Annotated in this window: 13 protein-coding genes; 9 read left to right on the plus strand and 4 right to left on the minus strand. The window is 46.1% G+C overall.

All coding sequences use genetic code 11. The annotated features are described in order from the left end of the window. Positions 1–50: 50 nt before the first annotated feature. On the plus strand, positions 51–761 hold the full coding sequence (gene phoU / locus L5M71_RS19535; protein ID WP_028760530.1) for a phosphate signaling complex protein PhoU: 711 nt from the start codon (positions 51–53) through the stop codon (positions 759–761). A 628-nt stretch (positions 762–1,389) separates the two neighbouring features. Here the strand turns inward: phoU and L5M71_RS19540 are convergent. The 3 genes from L5M71_RS19540 to L5M71_RS19550 all read right to left on the minus strand — a co-directional run bounded on the left by L5M71_RS19540 (position 1,390) and on the right by L5M71_RS19550 (position 3,207). Then, positions 1,390–1,830, minus strand: a complete 441-nt coding sequence (locus L5M71_RS19540) for a hypothetical protein (protein WP_263163301.1) — start codon at positions 1,828–1,830, stop codon at positions 1,390–1,392. A gap of 117 nt (positions 1,831–1,947) precedes the next feature. After that, complete coding sequence (locus tag L5M71_RS19545) at positions 1,948–2,274, minus strand: hypothetical protein (RefSeq protein ID WP_263209266.1); 327 nt, start codon at positions 2,272–2,274, stop codon at positions 1,948–1,950. Between the two features lie 537 nt (positions 2,275–2,811). After that, the gene (locus L5M71_RS19550; RefSeq protein ID WP_263209268.1) at positions 2,812–3,207 is read right to left on the minus strand and encodes a VOC family protein; all 396 of its coding nucleotides are present in this window, start codon (positions 3,205–3,207) and stop codon (positions 2,812–2,814) included. Between the two features lie 186 nt (positions 3,208–3,393). On the opposite strand from L5M71_RS19550, the gene L5M71_RS19555 reads away from it, so the two are divergent. The 3 genes from L5M71_RS19555 (at position 3,394) to L5M71_RS19565 (ending at position 6,878) form a co-directional block, all read left to right on the plus strand. After that, the gene (locus L5M71_RS19555) at positions 3,394–3,975 is read left to right on the plus strand and encodes a DUF502 domain-containing protein (RefSeq protein WP_028760527.1); all 582 of its coding nucleotides are present in this window, start codon (positions 3,394–3,396) and stop codon (positions 3,973–3,975) included. Positions 3,976–4,373: 398 nt separating this feature from the next. Continuing rightward, complete coding sequence (locus tag L5M71_RS19560; protein WP_263209270.1) at positions 4,374–6,350, plus strand: BCCT family transporter; 1,977 nt, start codon at positions 4,374–4,376, stop codon at positions 6,348–6,350. A gap of 165 nt (positions 6,351–6,515) precedes the next feature. Next, positions 6,516–6,878 carry a YajD family HNH nuclease gene (locus tag L5M71_RS19565; protein WP_028760525.1) on the plus strand — a complete coding sequence of 121 codons (363 nt, stop codon included), beginning with the start codon at positions 6,516–6,518 and terminating at the stop codon, positions 6,876–6,878. A gap of 57 nt (positions 6,879–6,935) precedes the next feature. Here the strand turns inward: L5M71_RS19565 and L5M71_RS19570 are convergent, their stop codons facing one another. Continuing rightward, a complete protein-coding gene (locus L5M71_RS19570) occupies positions 6,936–7,169 on the minus strand; it encodes a DUF1289 domain-containing protein (RefSeq protein WP_263209272.1) in 234 nt (77 codons plus the stop codon). 164 nt (positions 7,170–7,333) lie between these two features. Between L5M71_RS19570 and L5M71_RS19575 the strand changes: the two genes are divergently transcribed. The 5 genes from L5M71_RS19575 to oleD all read left to right on the plus strand — a co-directional run bounded on the left by L5M71_RS19575 (position 7,334) and on the right by oleD (position 14,202). After that, entirely contained in the window at positions 7,334–8,680 is a 1,347-nt protein-coding gene (locus L5M71_RS19575) for an SAM-dependent methyltransferase (protein WP_263209274.1), read from the plus strand. 253 nt (positions 8,681–8,933) lie between these two features. Further along, complete coding sequence (locus L5M71_RS19580; protein WP_028760522.1) at positions 8,934–9,983, plus strand: 3-oxoacyl-ACP synthase III; 1,050 nt, start codon at positions 8,934–8,936, stop codon at positions 9,981–9,983. A 168-nt stretch (positions 9,984–10,151) separates the two neighbouring features. Next, positions 10,152–11,063, plus strand: coding sequence for an alpha/beta fold hydrolase (locus tag L5M71_RS19585; RefSeq protein WP_263209276.1), 912 nt, complete (start codon positions 10,152–10,154; stop codon positions 11,061–11,063). After that, positions 11,063–12,907, plus strand: coding sequence for an olefin beta-lactone synthetase (gene oleC, locus L5M71_RS19590; RefSeq protein WP_263209278.1), 1,845 nt, complete (start codon positions 11,063–11,065; stop codon positions 12,905–12,907). The genes L5M71_RS19585 and oleC overlap by 1 nt, the downstream gene beginning before the upstream one ends. Positions 12,908–13,056: 149 nt before the next feature. Further along, on the plus strand, positions 13,057–14,202 hold the full coding sequence (gene oleD / locus L5M71_RS19595) for a 2-alkyl-3-oxoalkanoate reductase (RefSeq protein ID WP_263209281.1): 1,146 nt from the start codon (positions 13,057–13,059) through the stop codon (positions 14,200–14,202). Positions 14,203–14,220: the final 18 nt, after the last annotated feature.

Raw genomic sequence — 14,220 nt, forward strand, 5'->3', positions numbered from 1 at the left:
GCCACCACGGCTTGGTATGGGTCAACAGTTAAGTAACAGGTTGGAACGCAATGGAAAACATGAATTTAAGTAAGCACATTTCGGGTCAGTTCACCGCTGAGCTGGATGATATCCGTAATCGAGTGCTCGCCATGGGTGGCTTGGTTGAACGTCAGCTAGAGCAAGCGATTGATGCCTTAAGTGCCCTCGATGCCGAGTTAGCCCAGCGGGTGATTGCAGGCGATCATAAGGTCAATGCGATGGAAGTTTCCATTGACGAAGAATGCACACGTATTATTGCTAAGCGTCAACCTGCGGCCAGCGATTTACGCTTGATTATCGCTATTTCAAAAACCATCGCAGATCTTGAGCGTATTGGTGATGCCTGTGTGCGGATTGCAAAAGCGGCATTAGATAAACGTTTGAATAATCAGCAGCCTTTGTTAGTTAGCATTGAAAATATGGGGCGTCATGCGACTCGGATGTTACATGCGACTTTAGATGCCTTGGCCCGTATGGATGCCGATACCGCGTTAGAGCTGCATAAAGAAGATGCTAAGCTTGACCGTGAATATGAAGGCATCATTCGCCAGTTAATGACCTATATGATGGAAGATCCGCGTTCAATCCCAGACATACTCGACGTATTATGGGCAGCACGCGCAGTTGAGCGTGTCGGCGACCGCTGCAAAAATATTTGTGAATACATCATCTACTACGTGAAAGGCAAAGACGTTCGCCATACTTCCTACGAAGATATGGAAAAGGACATGAAAGGCTAACACACGCATTAATCTGCAGTTTTAATGCCTGAATAAAACGCTCCGCAGTCTCTGTGGAGCGTTTTGCTTTTAGGGCTTTTAAATGCGGTTTAATAAATGCCGACTACTTTTATAGACTGATTTGACAGGACTAATAGCAATGATGAGTCAATTCAATTTGGTAAAAACGCATTGGAAAATTCTGCAGGCTAGTATAGCTGAGTGAGCTGTAATTTTAGTTGCTAGGCGTTGGCTGGTATCCACACATATAGGCTTGCCATGGTACTTACTCACCGACACGGTGAATAGAAACCTAGGGTTTCTGAGTTTATGAACGAGAGCCATGGACGGCGAACTGGCTGTTAAATAGGGATGTTGTTCAAGTCCGTCCTTGGATGCTCGACCGCCCCGTCCATGGGGCGGACGGTCGTCTCGCTAATCACCATGGCTCACCTTTTGTGCATTCGTGTAATCTGTAGATTTAAAAGACATACGCAACACACTTTTGGACATTTTTGAGTTAAAGCCTTAACTCGAACTCGTCAGTTCCGGATTAAAATTTCTATGGATAACGCCTCGCTAACGGGTGCTAAATTGTTTGCTAAAATTAGCGCAAGCCAACTGTTTTGCGTCCATTTTAAGCGACTTGTTATAAGCCATTTGCCACTTTAAGGTAGGACTTAGTACCAATACCAACCTGTGCCCAAACTTTACGTTTGTGATCGCCAAGGTTATCGTATTGTTCGTCCATGTCCCAGAGAGTAACTATTTGTTCAGGGAAAATATACTCCGACTCATTAAACGAGTGACTCTCCGATTCATTAGCGGAAATTGCATTAAACAAAGTTATACCTTCAACATCAAATGCGTCGATACCACCAAACATAAGTTGGTAATTATCGTTTTGAGATACACCGATAAAGTCTACTAAATCGTTTTCAAATTCAATTTGAAGGCAACTATCAAAATAGAAATCGCTAGCCCCATCGGACAAAGTAAAAAAAGCAGCGAATAGCACTTTGACTTGTTTTCTAGACATTCCAAGTTTGATGGGCCCAATTCCATCATGAGGCTTAATTAAAAACTCCATACCTTCCTATGGCTTATAACGCCTAAAACACTAGCTTGGTGAAGTTGGCGGCTTTTTGGGAACAAAAAAGGTGACTGCTTTACCAAGTCCGAGTGCTTTGACTTGTTATGAGCTTGACTAACGCACACGAATATTGTCTAGCTCTGATTTATAAAGTTCTTTGCCATTTTCTATTAGTGACAGCTCAATACTCAAATCGGATAAACCCTCCTCAGAGGTGTAGATTGGTGCAACTACACTCCATTCTCTTGGGCTACTATTTTTTACTTCTACGATGTCTAGTTTCAGGTTGTCTGGATACGAAACCAGCTGATAACCGTATTCTAAAATCGCCTCACAAATTTCATTTGAAGACATACGAGATCCGTTGGTAAACCGCTCTAATTCATCATAATTTTCACTTAATAGAAGTGAGTAGATATGTCTAATAGTTTGCTCAATCATGCTTACTGATGGCTCATAACGTCTTAGTATTTATGCGCTGTGCTGTTTGCAGGGCATAAATCGCTTGTTGGACTTGGCCGCTGCCACATCCGAGTCAATTGGTAAAATGATGCTATAGGAATTTGCTTTTTTGCGGTAGCAGTTTTTTATACAGTTTGATGGGTAATCACTTGATATCGTTTTAGCTTTATTATTTCTCTCGCTTATTTTTTGCTGATGAATTGTGATCTAATGACTCAAAATTCTAAGGAATACGCCATCCCCTCGGAGTTGCCGCAGGGCGAATAGAGCTCTTGATTTAATAAAGAGTGCGTGAGTTCGGTCATGGATGACCGACTAGCTTTAGCTGGTGCAGGGACGCATCCTTCGGAAGCGATAGCAATTTGGGCTATGAGCACAAGGGGCTTTCAACTCCGTTAGGGGCGTCTTGGAGCATCCAAGGAGGATATGACGAGCAGTCCTCCTTGGTCGGGTGTGGGGTGAAGCCCCACGACTTTGACTTTGATTAAAAAATTCAAATGAAGTTTTTAACTTCGCTTATCCCGTGCAGGCGGGCAGATATTCTGATAACTCAAGCAGGTTATAATCTGGGTCGCGGATATAGACAGAGTTTATCCGGCCTGTGGCGCCGGTTCGTAGCACTGGGCCTTCAATGATTTCAATCTGAAGTGCGTTTAAATGGGCGATCACTTCTTCTATGTTGTGGCTGACCACAAAACACAGATCGGCACTGCCGGGTGTGGCTGCTGCGGCTTTAGGTTCAAATTCTGCGCCCGCTTGGTGCAAGTTAATCTTTTGGTCGCCAAAACTTAACGCAATACGCTGATTGCCAAATACCACTTTCTTCATCCCGAGCACGGTTTGATAAAATTCGACGCTGATAGCGATGTCTTTTACGGTTAAGACCAAATGATCTAAGCGGGTTACGCGCATTTTACTTTCCTTAGAATGGCTCAGAGTGGGCCCTGAATTTGAACGCTGTCTCTATGCTTGAGACTATTACTGCCAGATACCTTACATCATGTGCTGGTGCAAAAGTGACTCTGTGGTAGCATTTGTGGCGTTTTTTTACGTAAATATTTTGTGCCTTCTGTATCCCTATGACTTAATGAGAGTGTGATGAAAAAAACCTTAGCCCGCGGCTTAATGAATCTATTACCTATGGCCTTGAGTTTGTGGCTGTTTTGGTCGTTGTTTGTATCGTTAGATGGTTTGGGAATTGTAATTTTAGAGTTGGTAGGGATTAACCAACACTTTGTCGGCGCGGGATTTATGCTGGTGGTGGCATTAGTTTTTGCCGTGGGCCTGCTGTTTTCGGTCAGCCCGATTGTGTGGCTTTATGGTTGGCTTGAGCGCCAGTTGATGCGTTTCCCATTGTTTAAATCAGTTTATGGCAGTATCCGTGATATCGCCTCTTTGATGAATCGTGACGGTAAGCCAACAAGCCAAAAGACAGTGTTAGTGAAACAGGCGAATGGCAGTTTTGTGGTGGGATTTATCATGACAGATACGCCGCCGCAGCCCTTGTTAGATGCGTTGCCTGAGGGCGATTGGGTGCCTGTGTTGTTCCAATTGAGCTATCAAATGGCGGGCGTGACGAGCTTAGTTAAGCGGGATGATTTAATTATGGTTGATTGGTCGTTTGAGGAGGCGATGCGCTTCAATTTAACTGCTGGTATCTCGCAGTCACCGACTAAGTAATCTGATGAAGGTTTGTGCGTTTTAGCGTTTAAAATTAAATTTGATGATTTTTGTGGTATAATTTTTTGGCGACCAATATGGTCGCCATTTTTTATGCTGAATATTCTAGTAATATATTTGTTTTATGCTAAAGGTGGACGTTAGCTGCCTTAGTGGTGTTAATTCTGTTTATCCATCAATCATTGGCTTAAAAAAGTCGAGTGTTGTTAATCCCGTTGTTCAGATCCTGTCGCGTTTAGCCATAGCGAGTCGTTGCCATGATCTTTGGGATTTCCCCCATACTGGTCATAGATGAGCCACGCAGTATTAACCAAATTTTAAGTATAAGTTTTGTCCTATCTCGCCGTTGGTATGTTGAGATATTTGGAGTGTGAACCCGCTAGAAATAGGGAGAGTCAATGTCAATCAAGTCTAGTATTAATCCGCCGGTATTTTATTCGTCGGTCTTTTTCATCATCTTGATGGTGATGATTTGCGCAGTATGGCCCACAGAGGCAAACACCTTTTTTAGATCAATGCAGTCATGGATAGAAATGAAAGCCGGTTGGCTTTACATTCTAAGTGTGGCGTTTTTCCTGATTTTTATCATATTTGTCATGGTCAGTCGCTTCGGCGATATCAAACTAGGACCAGATCATTCAGTGCCTGACTACAGCTATAAAAGCTGGATCGCCATGTTGTTTTCGGCGGGTATGGGCATAGGTTTGATGTTTTTTGGGGTAGCCGAACCTGTGATGCACTATCTGGCGCCGCCGGATGCAACTCCAGAGAGTCTTATTGCCGCAAAAGAGGCAATGAAGATCACTTTCTTCCATTGGGGACTGCATGCTTGGGCGATTTACGCTGTGGTGGCATTGAGTCTGGCCTATTTCTCTTATCGACATAAGTTACCGTTATTGCCGCGAAGTGCGCTTTATCCCTTAATTGGTGAACGCATTTATGGTCCTATTGGCCATACAGTGGATACCTTTGCTGTGCTTGGCACTATGTTTGGGGTGGCGACCTCACTGGGCTTTGGGGTGTTGCAGGTCAATTCTGGGTTGAGTTATTTATTCGAAGGCTTACCCAATAATGCTGTAGTGCAGGTGTGTTTGATTATTGGCATTACCTTGCTCGCGACCCTGTCGGTATTTTCTGGTCTCGATAAAGGCGTGAAGCGCTTAAGCGAACTCAATCTGGGTCTCGCGATTATTTTATTGCTTATCGTCTTGATCCTTGGCCCTACGGTTATGCTGTTGCAGGCTTTTGTGCAGAATACCGGTAGTTACTTAAGTGATTTAGTGGGCAAAACCTTTAACTTGTACGCTTATGAACATAAGGAAGATTGGCTCGGAGGCTGGACCTTGCTCTATTGGGGCTGGTGGATTTCCTGGTCTCCTTTTGTCGGTACCTTTATTGCACGTGTGAGTCGCGGTCGTACCATCCGTGAGTTTTTGATTGGTGTGTTATTTGTGCCATCGGCGCTGACCTTTCTGTGGATGACGGTATTTGGTAATTCGGCGATTGATTCGATTATGAATCACGGCGCGACCTATCTTGCCGAGGCGGTGAATACCGATGTGTCAGTGGCCTTGTTTGTGTTTTTCGAGCACATGCCGTTTCCTACGTTACTTTCCGGGATTGCGATTTGTTTAGTCGTCACTTTCTTTGTGACCTCGTCTGATTCGGGATCCTTAGTGATTGATAATCTAACCTCGGGTGGTGATAACAATGCCCCCGTATGGCAGAGGATCTTTTGGGCACTGTTGCAAGGGGTTGTGGCTTCGGTATTGTTGTTAGCGGGTGGGTTACAGGCGCTGCAAACGGCGGCAATCGCCAGTGCCATGCCGTTCTTAGTGGTGATGCTATTCATGTGTCTGGGCCTATTTAAAGCCCTGAAAAATGATTGGCTTAAGATTAATAGCGTGCAGTTACACAATACCAGTGTGCAATACGCCAAAACTAATATGAGCTGGGAAGAGCGTATTGGGGTTTTAGTCTCGCATCCTACCCATGAAGAAGCGCAAGTGTTCTTGAATAATGTGGCTACGCCAGCTTTATCTAAGGTGTGTCAACACTTTATGGCTAAAGGCATAGTGGCCGATCTTGAATACTTAGATGGCCGCGTGCGATTAGTGATCAGCAATGAGGTGAATTTGCCCTTTGTTTACGGTGTACGAACGCGTTGTTTTGACATCACTAACCCAATAGGGACTGAAATCGAGCAGGGCAATACCTTGTATTACCGCGCCGAAGTGTACCTTGAACAAGGTGGTCAGCATTACGATGTGATGGGTTATACCGAAGAGCAAATCCTCGCGGATGTGGTGACTCAGTATGAAAAATACTTACATTATTTGCATCTGTCGAATGCCGATCATGCCCACGTAAGCTAAGTAACGTAAGTTAAGTAAACTAAGCCAGTAACCTAGGTCGGCTTAACCATTTACGTCTACAAATCGCGCACCATTAACCCGCAAAGTGCGGGAGATATTGCCCCAAGTGATAACTCGGATTATCCTTGGGGCAATTTTTTTAGGGTTTGTTTTAGGGATTACACTATGTCATCAGTGCCAGGCCAGAGTAAGTTAGATAAAGTATTAGCCGATGCGCGGGAGTACAAAGCTAAGCGTGAGAGCGGTTACCGTGAACAAGCGTTAAAACTCTATCCTTGGGTGTGTGGCCGCTGTACACGCGAATTTACCCCAAAAAACTTAAGTGAACTGACTGTGCATCATAGGGATCATAACCACGATAACAACCCGTCAGACGGTTCAAACTGGGAATTATTATGTCTTTATTGCCATGACAACGAACATTCTCGCTTTGAAGAATTGATCCGTTACGGTAGCACCACAGAAACCAAGCAAGCGGCGGCGACCTACAATCCCTTTGCTGACTTGAAATCAATGCTGAAAAAATAGTCTTGTAGGCTGTTAGCAGGATGAGCTTGCGCAGAGGGTGGCGTTAGCGGATGGGGTTTAGTCTTTGTCGGTTAAACGCGCTTCGGCAGCTAACCATTTATCACGACTTAAAATATGCTGGTTTTCACTGCCTTCAAATAACGTTTTACGGGCGGGAAGTTGCTGACAAATGGCTGCTTGTTGTGCTTCGCTGCTCGTACGCCAACTGACGATTTCATCGATATGTCGAAAGCAGCCCATGCAGTAGTCTTCGTTATTTAAACCGCAGCGTGCGACGCAAGGTGAAAGCATAGGTGTCCTCTGGAGCCTTATGGCTAGTTAACCGAGTCTTCTCAGTTGCCGATATGATTGAGTGTTTAAAGGCCGCGATACTAACATTTTTTCGCATAAAGTCATCCGTAGGGCAGATTTGCTCAGCCTAATACGAGACAAGTATTTTTTACACTGGGCATGACGTGAACCAAGATAATCTGCAGCAACAATTCACTTACTCACAGCAATTTAGCAAGCTTAATCAGTTGCTTGAAAAGAGTGCTGCCCTGTGGCTAGTGCGTGCATTTGAAGTGAACGCTTTGCCTTGGGCACAGGATTTTCCGCAGTTGGCCGAAGCTGTGTGGGCGCTGGCTGACGATGAGCTTGATGGACTCGATGCCGAACAATCTTTGCTGGTCAAGGCACTGTCACCGGCATTAAGCCAAGATCTTAGGGCATTAGGCCAAGATTGGGACTTGTCATTACTTACCGCAGCCATTGCTGATATTGCGATTACCGATACCACAAAGGTAGATACAGCGCAGGACCGCGGTTTGTCCTTTGATGATGAAGCGCACTTTAGTGCTCACATTAAAGGCCGAAAATGGCAGCAAATTACCGCCTTTGTGCAGCATTTACCCCAGCTTAATTTACCTGTGCTGGAATGGTGTGCGGGTAAAGGGCATTTGGGCCGCTTGATTGCTAAAGCCCGCGGCGCCGATGTGCTGAGTTTAGAGTGGCAGGCGCCGCTGTGTGAAGCAGGACAGGCCTTTGCTGATAAGTGGCAGTTATCGCAGACCTTTATTTGCGCCGATGCCTTTGCTATTGGTGCAGAACATGCTGTGACAAACACATCTACAACTACAGTTGAAGCACAAGCTGAACATGCCTCAAATGCCAATCCGTTAACTGCACGGCAGCAAGCGGTTGCTTTGCATGCCTGCGGAGATTTGCATGTTCGGCTGTTAACATTGGCGGCCGAGGCGGGCACGCAGGCATTGGCGATTTCTCCTTGTTGCTATCATTTAATTCAAGCGAGCCATTATCAGCCGTTATCGGCTCTTGCTCAGCAGAGCAGCCTAAAGCTCAGTCGCCATGATTTACAGTTACCGCTGCAGCAGAGTGTGATAGCTAATCCCAAACAGCAGGCGCTACGCCATCAAGAAATCGCGTGGCGCTTAGGCTTTGATGCACTGCAACGTGAATGTCGACAAATCGACGAATATTTGCCTTTACCCTCGTTAAAACAGAGCCAGTTGAGCGGCAGTTTTACGGATTTTTGCCTGTGGGCGGCCGAGACTAAGGCCGTTAATCTTGCAAAAAACAGGGATTTTGAAGCTTGGCTTGACGTTGGGCGACAAAGACAACAATTAACTCGCCGTATTGATTTAGTCGCGCATTTATTCCGCAGCGCACTGGAGCAGTGGCTGATCTTAGATCGCGCTTGTTTTTTGCAGGAACAAGGATATGGTGTTTGCGTGGGTGAATTTTGTCCAAACAGCGTCACACCAAGAAATACGCTGATTTTAGCGCAAAAAATGGCGGTATAATTTTGCGCGTCTAAAAATATGCTGTACTGTGATGTTTTTTATGAATTATTTCTATATTAGCGCATTTAAGTTTAGTGATAGTGAATTCAGGGCCGTCGTGTTTGGAACCTGCGCTGTGAGACAAGTCTTACACTCAAGATGGTTTTTTATTGAATCATCGGGCTTTTCTTGTTCAAATGTCGCATTAATGACGAATAACAACTGAAAGCTGACCTGCTGGTCAGTCATTCTAGTGAGCGAATAAAACAGTTTCATGAAATATTCCCGCGTATTTATTAATAGCCTGGCCTATGAACTGGCGCCTGTTGTGGTTTCCAGTAGTGAGCTAGAGTCTCGTCTTGCTCCTTTGTATCAAAAGTTCCGTATTCCTATGGGACAGCTTGCCGCATTGACTGGGATTACCGAACGCCGCTGGTGGCCAAAAGGACATCAATTGTCCGACGGTGCGATTAAAGCTGCCCGTAAAGCCATGGTTGAAACTGGGATTGATGTCGCCGATTTAGGTGCTGTTGTCTATACCGGCGTGTGCCGAGACCAACATGAGCCCGCGACCGCGTGTCGTATTGCTGCCGAATTGGGGGTGTCAAAAGACACTGCGATTTACGATATCAGCAATGCTTGCCTTGGGGTGTTATCGGGCATTTTAGATATCGCAAACCGTATTGAGTTGGGTCAAATCAAGGCGGGTATGGTGGTGTCCTGTGAGTCGGCGCGGGATATTGTCGATGTCACTATCGATAACATGCTGGCCGATCCGACCATGCAGAATTTTGCCCAGTCACTGGCGACCTTAACCGGTGGTTCTGGTGCCGTGGCGGTGATCCTTACCGACGGCAGCTTGCCGCTGACAAATGTGCGTCAGCATCAATTGCTGGGTGCATCGCACTTATCGGCGCCTGAGCATCACCAGTTGTGTCAATGGGGTCTGCAGGAAGTGGGGCACAATCTGTACCGCGAGTTTATGCGTACCGATGCCGTTACCTTGCTTAAAGAAGGCGTTGAATTGGCGAAGCACACTTGGGAGCATTTCCTTGAGCAGCGTAATTGGCTGGTTGAGCAAGTGGACAAAGTGATTTGCCATCAAGTAGGCGCTTCAAATCGTAAGCAAGTACTGAGTGCGCTCAATATTCCCCCCGAAAAAGAATTTCCAACGTATCAGCTACTGGGCAATATGGGCACAGTGTCGTTACCTGTGACCGCTGCGATGGCGCACGATCAAGGCTTTTTACAAGCGGGCGATCAAGTGAGCTTTTTAGGCATAGGCAGTGGATTGAATTGCATGATGTTAGGTATTAAGTGGTAGGGTGCATTGCACCTTTTCACGCCTTTGCTTGATGGCTGGAATACATTCGAGTCAACCCAGTAAGTCCATGATTCAGTTGATAGCTCAGTCTTTAGTTCAGTCGATAAGCTAAGCCAGCTGTACATAACCCGTTATTCGCTCTCATAAAGAATCAAGATAGGAAGCGTCATGTTAGACACTCTGTTGCCTTTTAAACGTCATTTTCTTAGCCGTAATGGCAACAAGCTACATTATATCAACGAGGGTCAAGGCGAGCCTGTGGTGATGGTTCACGGTAATCCTAGCTGGTCGTTTTACTACCGCAATCTTGTTAGCGCCTTAAAAGACACTCACCAATGCATAGTGCCGGATCATATCGGCTGTGGCCTGTCGGATAAGCCAGACGACAGTGGTTATGACTATACCCTTAAGAACCGTATCGACGATCTCGAAGCCCTGCTCGATAGCCTGAATGTGAAAGAAAACATTACCTTAGTCGTACACGATTGGGGTGGCATGATAGGTATGGGTTATGCGGCGCGTTATCCTGAGCGCATTAAACGCCTAGTGATATTGAACACGGGCGCTTTCCATTTGCCCGAGACTAAACCGTTTCCTTGGCCGCTGTGGATCTGTCGTAATACCCTGCTAGGCACAGTGTTGGTACGCGGTTTCAATGCCTTTTCGTCTATTGCTTCCTATGTGGGAGTTAAGCGTCAGCCGATGTCGAAATACATTCGTGAGGCGTATGTCGCGCCGTTTAACTCTTGGGCCAATCGCATTTCGACGCTGCGTTTTGTGCAGGATATTCCACTGCGTGAAGGCGATAGAAATTATCAATTAGTCTCTGATATTGCTGCGAGTTTACCTAAATTTGCTAAAGTGCCGACCCTGATTTGCTGGGGCCTCAAGGACTTTGTATTCGATAAGCACTTTTTAGCAAAATGGCGTCAGCACATGCCCCATGCGACAGTGCACGAATTTGCCGATTGTGGTCACTACATTTTGGAAGATGCCAGCGATGAAGTGATTGCCCATATCAAAGATTTTATGGCTGACGACCACGTAGAAGCGGCGCAGTCCGAACAGGCCGCAGGTTAATGTCGACCTTGCTTGAGACTGAAGTTGCTCCTTTAGTGACGCAGTTGGAAAAGTCACTTTTAAGTGGCACTTCTGCGTCAGCAACAATCAATGATGCCAATATTTGTCGTCATCTCAAGCAAGCCGCCCATGCCATTCCCCATCATCTTGCTGTAGCAGTACAAAGCGCTCAGGGCGCTTCTGTGGCGAATTTGCGTTACAGCGAGTTGGACTTCCTTAATCTGGATAGACAAAGCGATGCGATAGCTTTTGCGCTTAACGCCCATGGCATTGAGCGCGGCATGAAGGCTGTGCTTATGGTCACGCCGAGTTTGGATTTTTTTGCACTTACTTTTGCGCTGTTTAAAGCGGGGATTATTCCTATCTTAGTTGATCCCGGCATGGGGATCCGCAATCTTAAACAGTGTTTTGCTGAAGCCGCACCCGATGCCTTTATCGGTATTCCCAAGGCTCATATTGCTAGACGTCTATTTGGTTGGGGAAAGGGCAGTATTAAGTCATTACTCAATGTTGATGACGGCAAAACAGGCTTAGCGGCAAAGTTAATCCGTATCGGTACTGGTGCGATAAGTTTATCGACTCTGCTGCAAAGCACCTCAGTGCAATCTTCTGCTCCAAAGTCTGAATATCCCATGGTGATGCTTAAATCTGATGAGATAGCGGCGATTTTATTTACCAGTGGCAGCACTGGCACGCCTAAGGGGGTGGTGTATAGCCATGGTATGTTTGAGGCACAAATTCAAGCGCTAAAAAACGATTATGGCATTTGCCATGGCGAGCGCGATTTAGCCACTTTTCCGCTGTTTTCACTCTTTGGCCCCGCACTTGGCATGGCGTCTATCGTTCCAGAAATGGATGCCAGCAAACCGATTACTGCTAATCCTGAATTTCTATTTGCCGCGATTGAGAAATATCAATGCAGCAACATCTTTGTTAATCCCGCCTTGCTTGAACGTTTAGGCCGCGCAGGTGAACAAAAACAGCATAAATTGCCTAGCGTGCAGCGGGTCATTTCTGCGGGTGCGCCAGCCACCATTGCTTCCATCGCCCGATTTAGCAAGATGCTGAGCCAAGGCGTGCCGATTTTAAATTCCTACGGTGCGACCGAATCTTTACCTATTAGTATGATTGCCAGCGATGCGTTATTTGCCACGACTAACATCACAGATAACGGCGGTGGTATCTGTGTCGGTCGCGCTATCGATGGCGTGACGATTCGCATTATTGCTATCAGCGAAGAGGTTATTCCCGAGTGGGATGATGCCTTACAGCTGAATAACGGTGAAATCGGCGAGATAGTCGTGCAGGGGCCTATGGTGAGTCAGTCCTATTATCTAAACAATAGTCAGCACGCTAGCCAAAACGAAAGCCAAGGCAAACGCGCGACTGCGGCGGCCAAGATTTGGGATTCGGCAACCAATACCGTTAGACACCGCATGGGCGATTTGGGGTATCTTGATGATCAAGGTCTTCTGTGGATGTGTGGTCGTAAGGCCCACAGAGTCGACACCACTCTTAACGGATTGTTTGCTAAACGTTATTATTCCATTCCCTGCGAGCGCATTTTTAATACGCATCCCAATGTGAAGCGCTCCGCTTTAGTGGGAGTGAAAGTGGCGAACGAGATAGAGCCGTTAATTTGTATCGAACTCGACCAGTCATTGGTGTGCAATAAGAGTCAGCAGTTGTACCAAGATTTGATCGCCATTGCCGAGCAATTTACGCAGACTCAGGGCATAAGGCGGTTTCTTATTCATCCAGATTTCCCTGTGGATGTGCGGCATAATGCCAAGATTTTTAGAGAAAAATTAGCCGTTTGGGCACAATCACAAACGAAAGGTTGATTTAAAACTCCACGGCTTTTTCCTGCATTTTTTACGTTATATTCTGTGTTCATTTGAACAAACTCGCTTATTTTTAAGCCCTTGTGCTTATTTTAAACTTATTACACCGACTTTAAGTTCATGTAAATGTGCTGAAATGGATACCCTTAATGACGAAAGACCCAATCAAGAGCACGACGCTTGCCCAATTTGATGCGGCTGAACAAATGGCACTCGCGCAGCTCGCGCTTAAGGTGCGACACGCCTTTGTCACGGGGGCGGGGGGATTTTTAGGTAAAGCGATTTGCCTGAGATTGTTAGCCGCGGGCATTAAAGTCACAGGTTTTGCGCGTGGGCATTATCCCGAACTTGAAGCACTGGGCGTAGTCATGCTGCAAGGGGATTTAGTCAATAAAGATCTGCTGCAACAGGCGATGCAAGGCTGCGATATTGTATTTCATGTGGCGTCTAAAGCGGGTGTTTGGGGGGACAGAGACAGCTATTTTTGTCCGAATGTGAAAGGCGCTGCCAATGTGATTGCCGCTTGTAAGGCATTAAAAATAGATAAGTTAGTCTACACCAGTACCCCGAGTGTGACCTTTGCAGGGCAGGATGAATCGGGTATTGATGAGTCTACTCCCTATGCTACAAGATTCCTGAATCATTATGCCCACTCTAAAGCCATCGCTGAAAAGATGATGCTCGATGCCAATCAAGTGGGTGACATGCCACTTGAAAATCCTGATGTGACCCAAGTATCTAGCCAAGTGACGACTCAAGCCACTGCACCCTATGCGTTAAAAACCGTCGCACTCAGGCCGCATCTGATATGGGGTCCTGGCGATCCCCATCTAGTGCCTCGGGTATTGTCGCGCGGGCGTTTAGGTAAGCTTAAACTGGTTGGCCGCGAAGATAAGCTAGTCGATACCATCTACATAGATAACGCTGCCTATGCCCATGTGCTGGCGGCGCTGGAACTTTGCCAAGCAAAGCCTAAGTGTCAAGGGAAAGCTTATTTTCTGAGTAATGATGAACCCATCACTATGGCCGAGATGATCAATTTGATTTTGGCCTGCGATGCTTTACCACCAGTGACTAAGCGTGTGCCTCAATCTGTTGCCTATGTAGCAGGCGCAGTATTAGAAAGTGTACATTACCTCCTAAAGAAGCAAGAAGAGCCCATGATGACGCGTTTTGTCGCACGGCAGTTATCCTGCAGCCATTATTTTGATATCAGCGCAGCTAAACGAGATTTAGGTTATCGTGCGCTCGTCTCTATTAATCAAGGGATGGCAAGGCTTAAAGTGTCGCTTTAGTTTTAGATATACTGCCAT

The organism is Shewanella sp. SW1 (genome assembly GCF_025653545.1).
Taxonomy (GTDB): domain Bacteria; phylum Pseudomonadota; class Gammaproteobacteria; order Enterobacterales; family Shewanellaceae; genus Shewanella; species Shewanella oncorhynchi.

Excerpts from the sequence above, each read along its gene's own strand:
- phoU (WP_028760530.1), top strand. The coding sequence starts at position 51 with ATGGAAAACATGAATTTAAGTAAGCACATTTCGGGTCAGTTCACCGCT.
- L5M71_RS19540 (WP_263163301.1), bottom strand. The coding sequence starts at position 1,830 with ATGGAGTTTTTAATTAAGCCTCATGATGGAATTGGGCCCATCAAACTT.
- L5M71_RS19545 (WP_263209266.1), bottom strand. The coding sequence starts at position 2,274 with ATGATTGAGCAAACTATTAGACATATCTACTCACTTCTATTAAGTGAA.
- L5M71_RS19550 (WP_263209268.1), bottom strand. The coding sequence starts at position 3,207 with ATGCGCGTAACCCGCTTAGATCATTTGGTCTTAACCGTAAAAGACATC.
- L5M71_RS19555 (WP_028760527.1), top strand. The coding sequence starts at position 3,394 with ATGAAAAAAACCTTAGCCCGCGGCTTAATGAATCTATTACCTATGGCC.
- L5M71_RS19560 (WP_263209270.1), top strand. The coding sequence starts at position 4,374 with ATGTCAATCAAGTCTAGTATTAATCCGCCGGTATTTTATTCGTCGGTC.
- L5M71_RS19565 (WP_028760525.1), top strand. The coding sequence starts at position 6,516 with ATGTCATCAGTGCCAGGCCAGAGTAAGTTAGATAAAGTATTAGCCGAT.
- L5M71_RS19570 (WP_263209272.1), bottom strand. The coding sequence starts at position 7,169 with ATGCTTTCACCTTGCGTCGCACGCTGCGGTTTAAATAACGAAGACTAC.
- L5M71_RS19580 (WP_028760522.1), top strand. The coding sequence starts at position 8,934 with ATGAAATATTCCCGCGTATTTATTAATAGCCTGGCCTATGAACTGGCG.
- L5M71_RS19585 (WP_263209276.1), top strand. The coding sequence starts at position 10,152 with ATGTTAGACACTCTGTTGCCTTTTAAACGTCATTTTCTTAGCCGTAAT.
- oleC (WP_263209278.1), top strand. The coding sequence starts at position 11,063 with ATGTCGACCTTGCTTGAGACTGAAGTTGCTCCTTTAGTGACGCAGTTG.
- oleD (WP_263209281.1), top strand. The coding sequence starts at position 13,057 with ATGACGAAAGACCCAATCAAGAGCACGACGCTTGCCCAATTTGATGCG.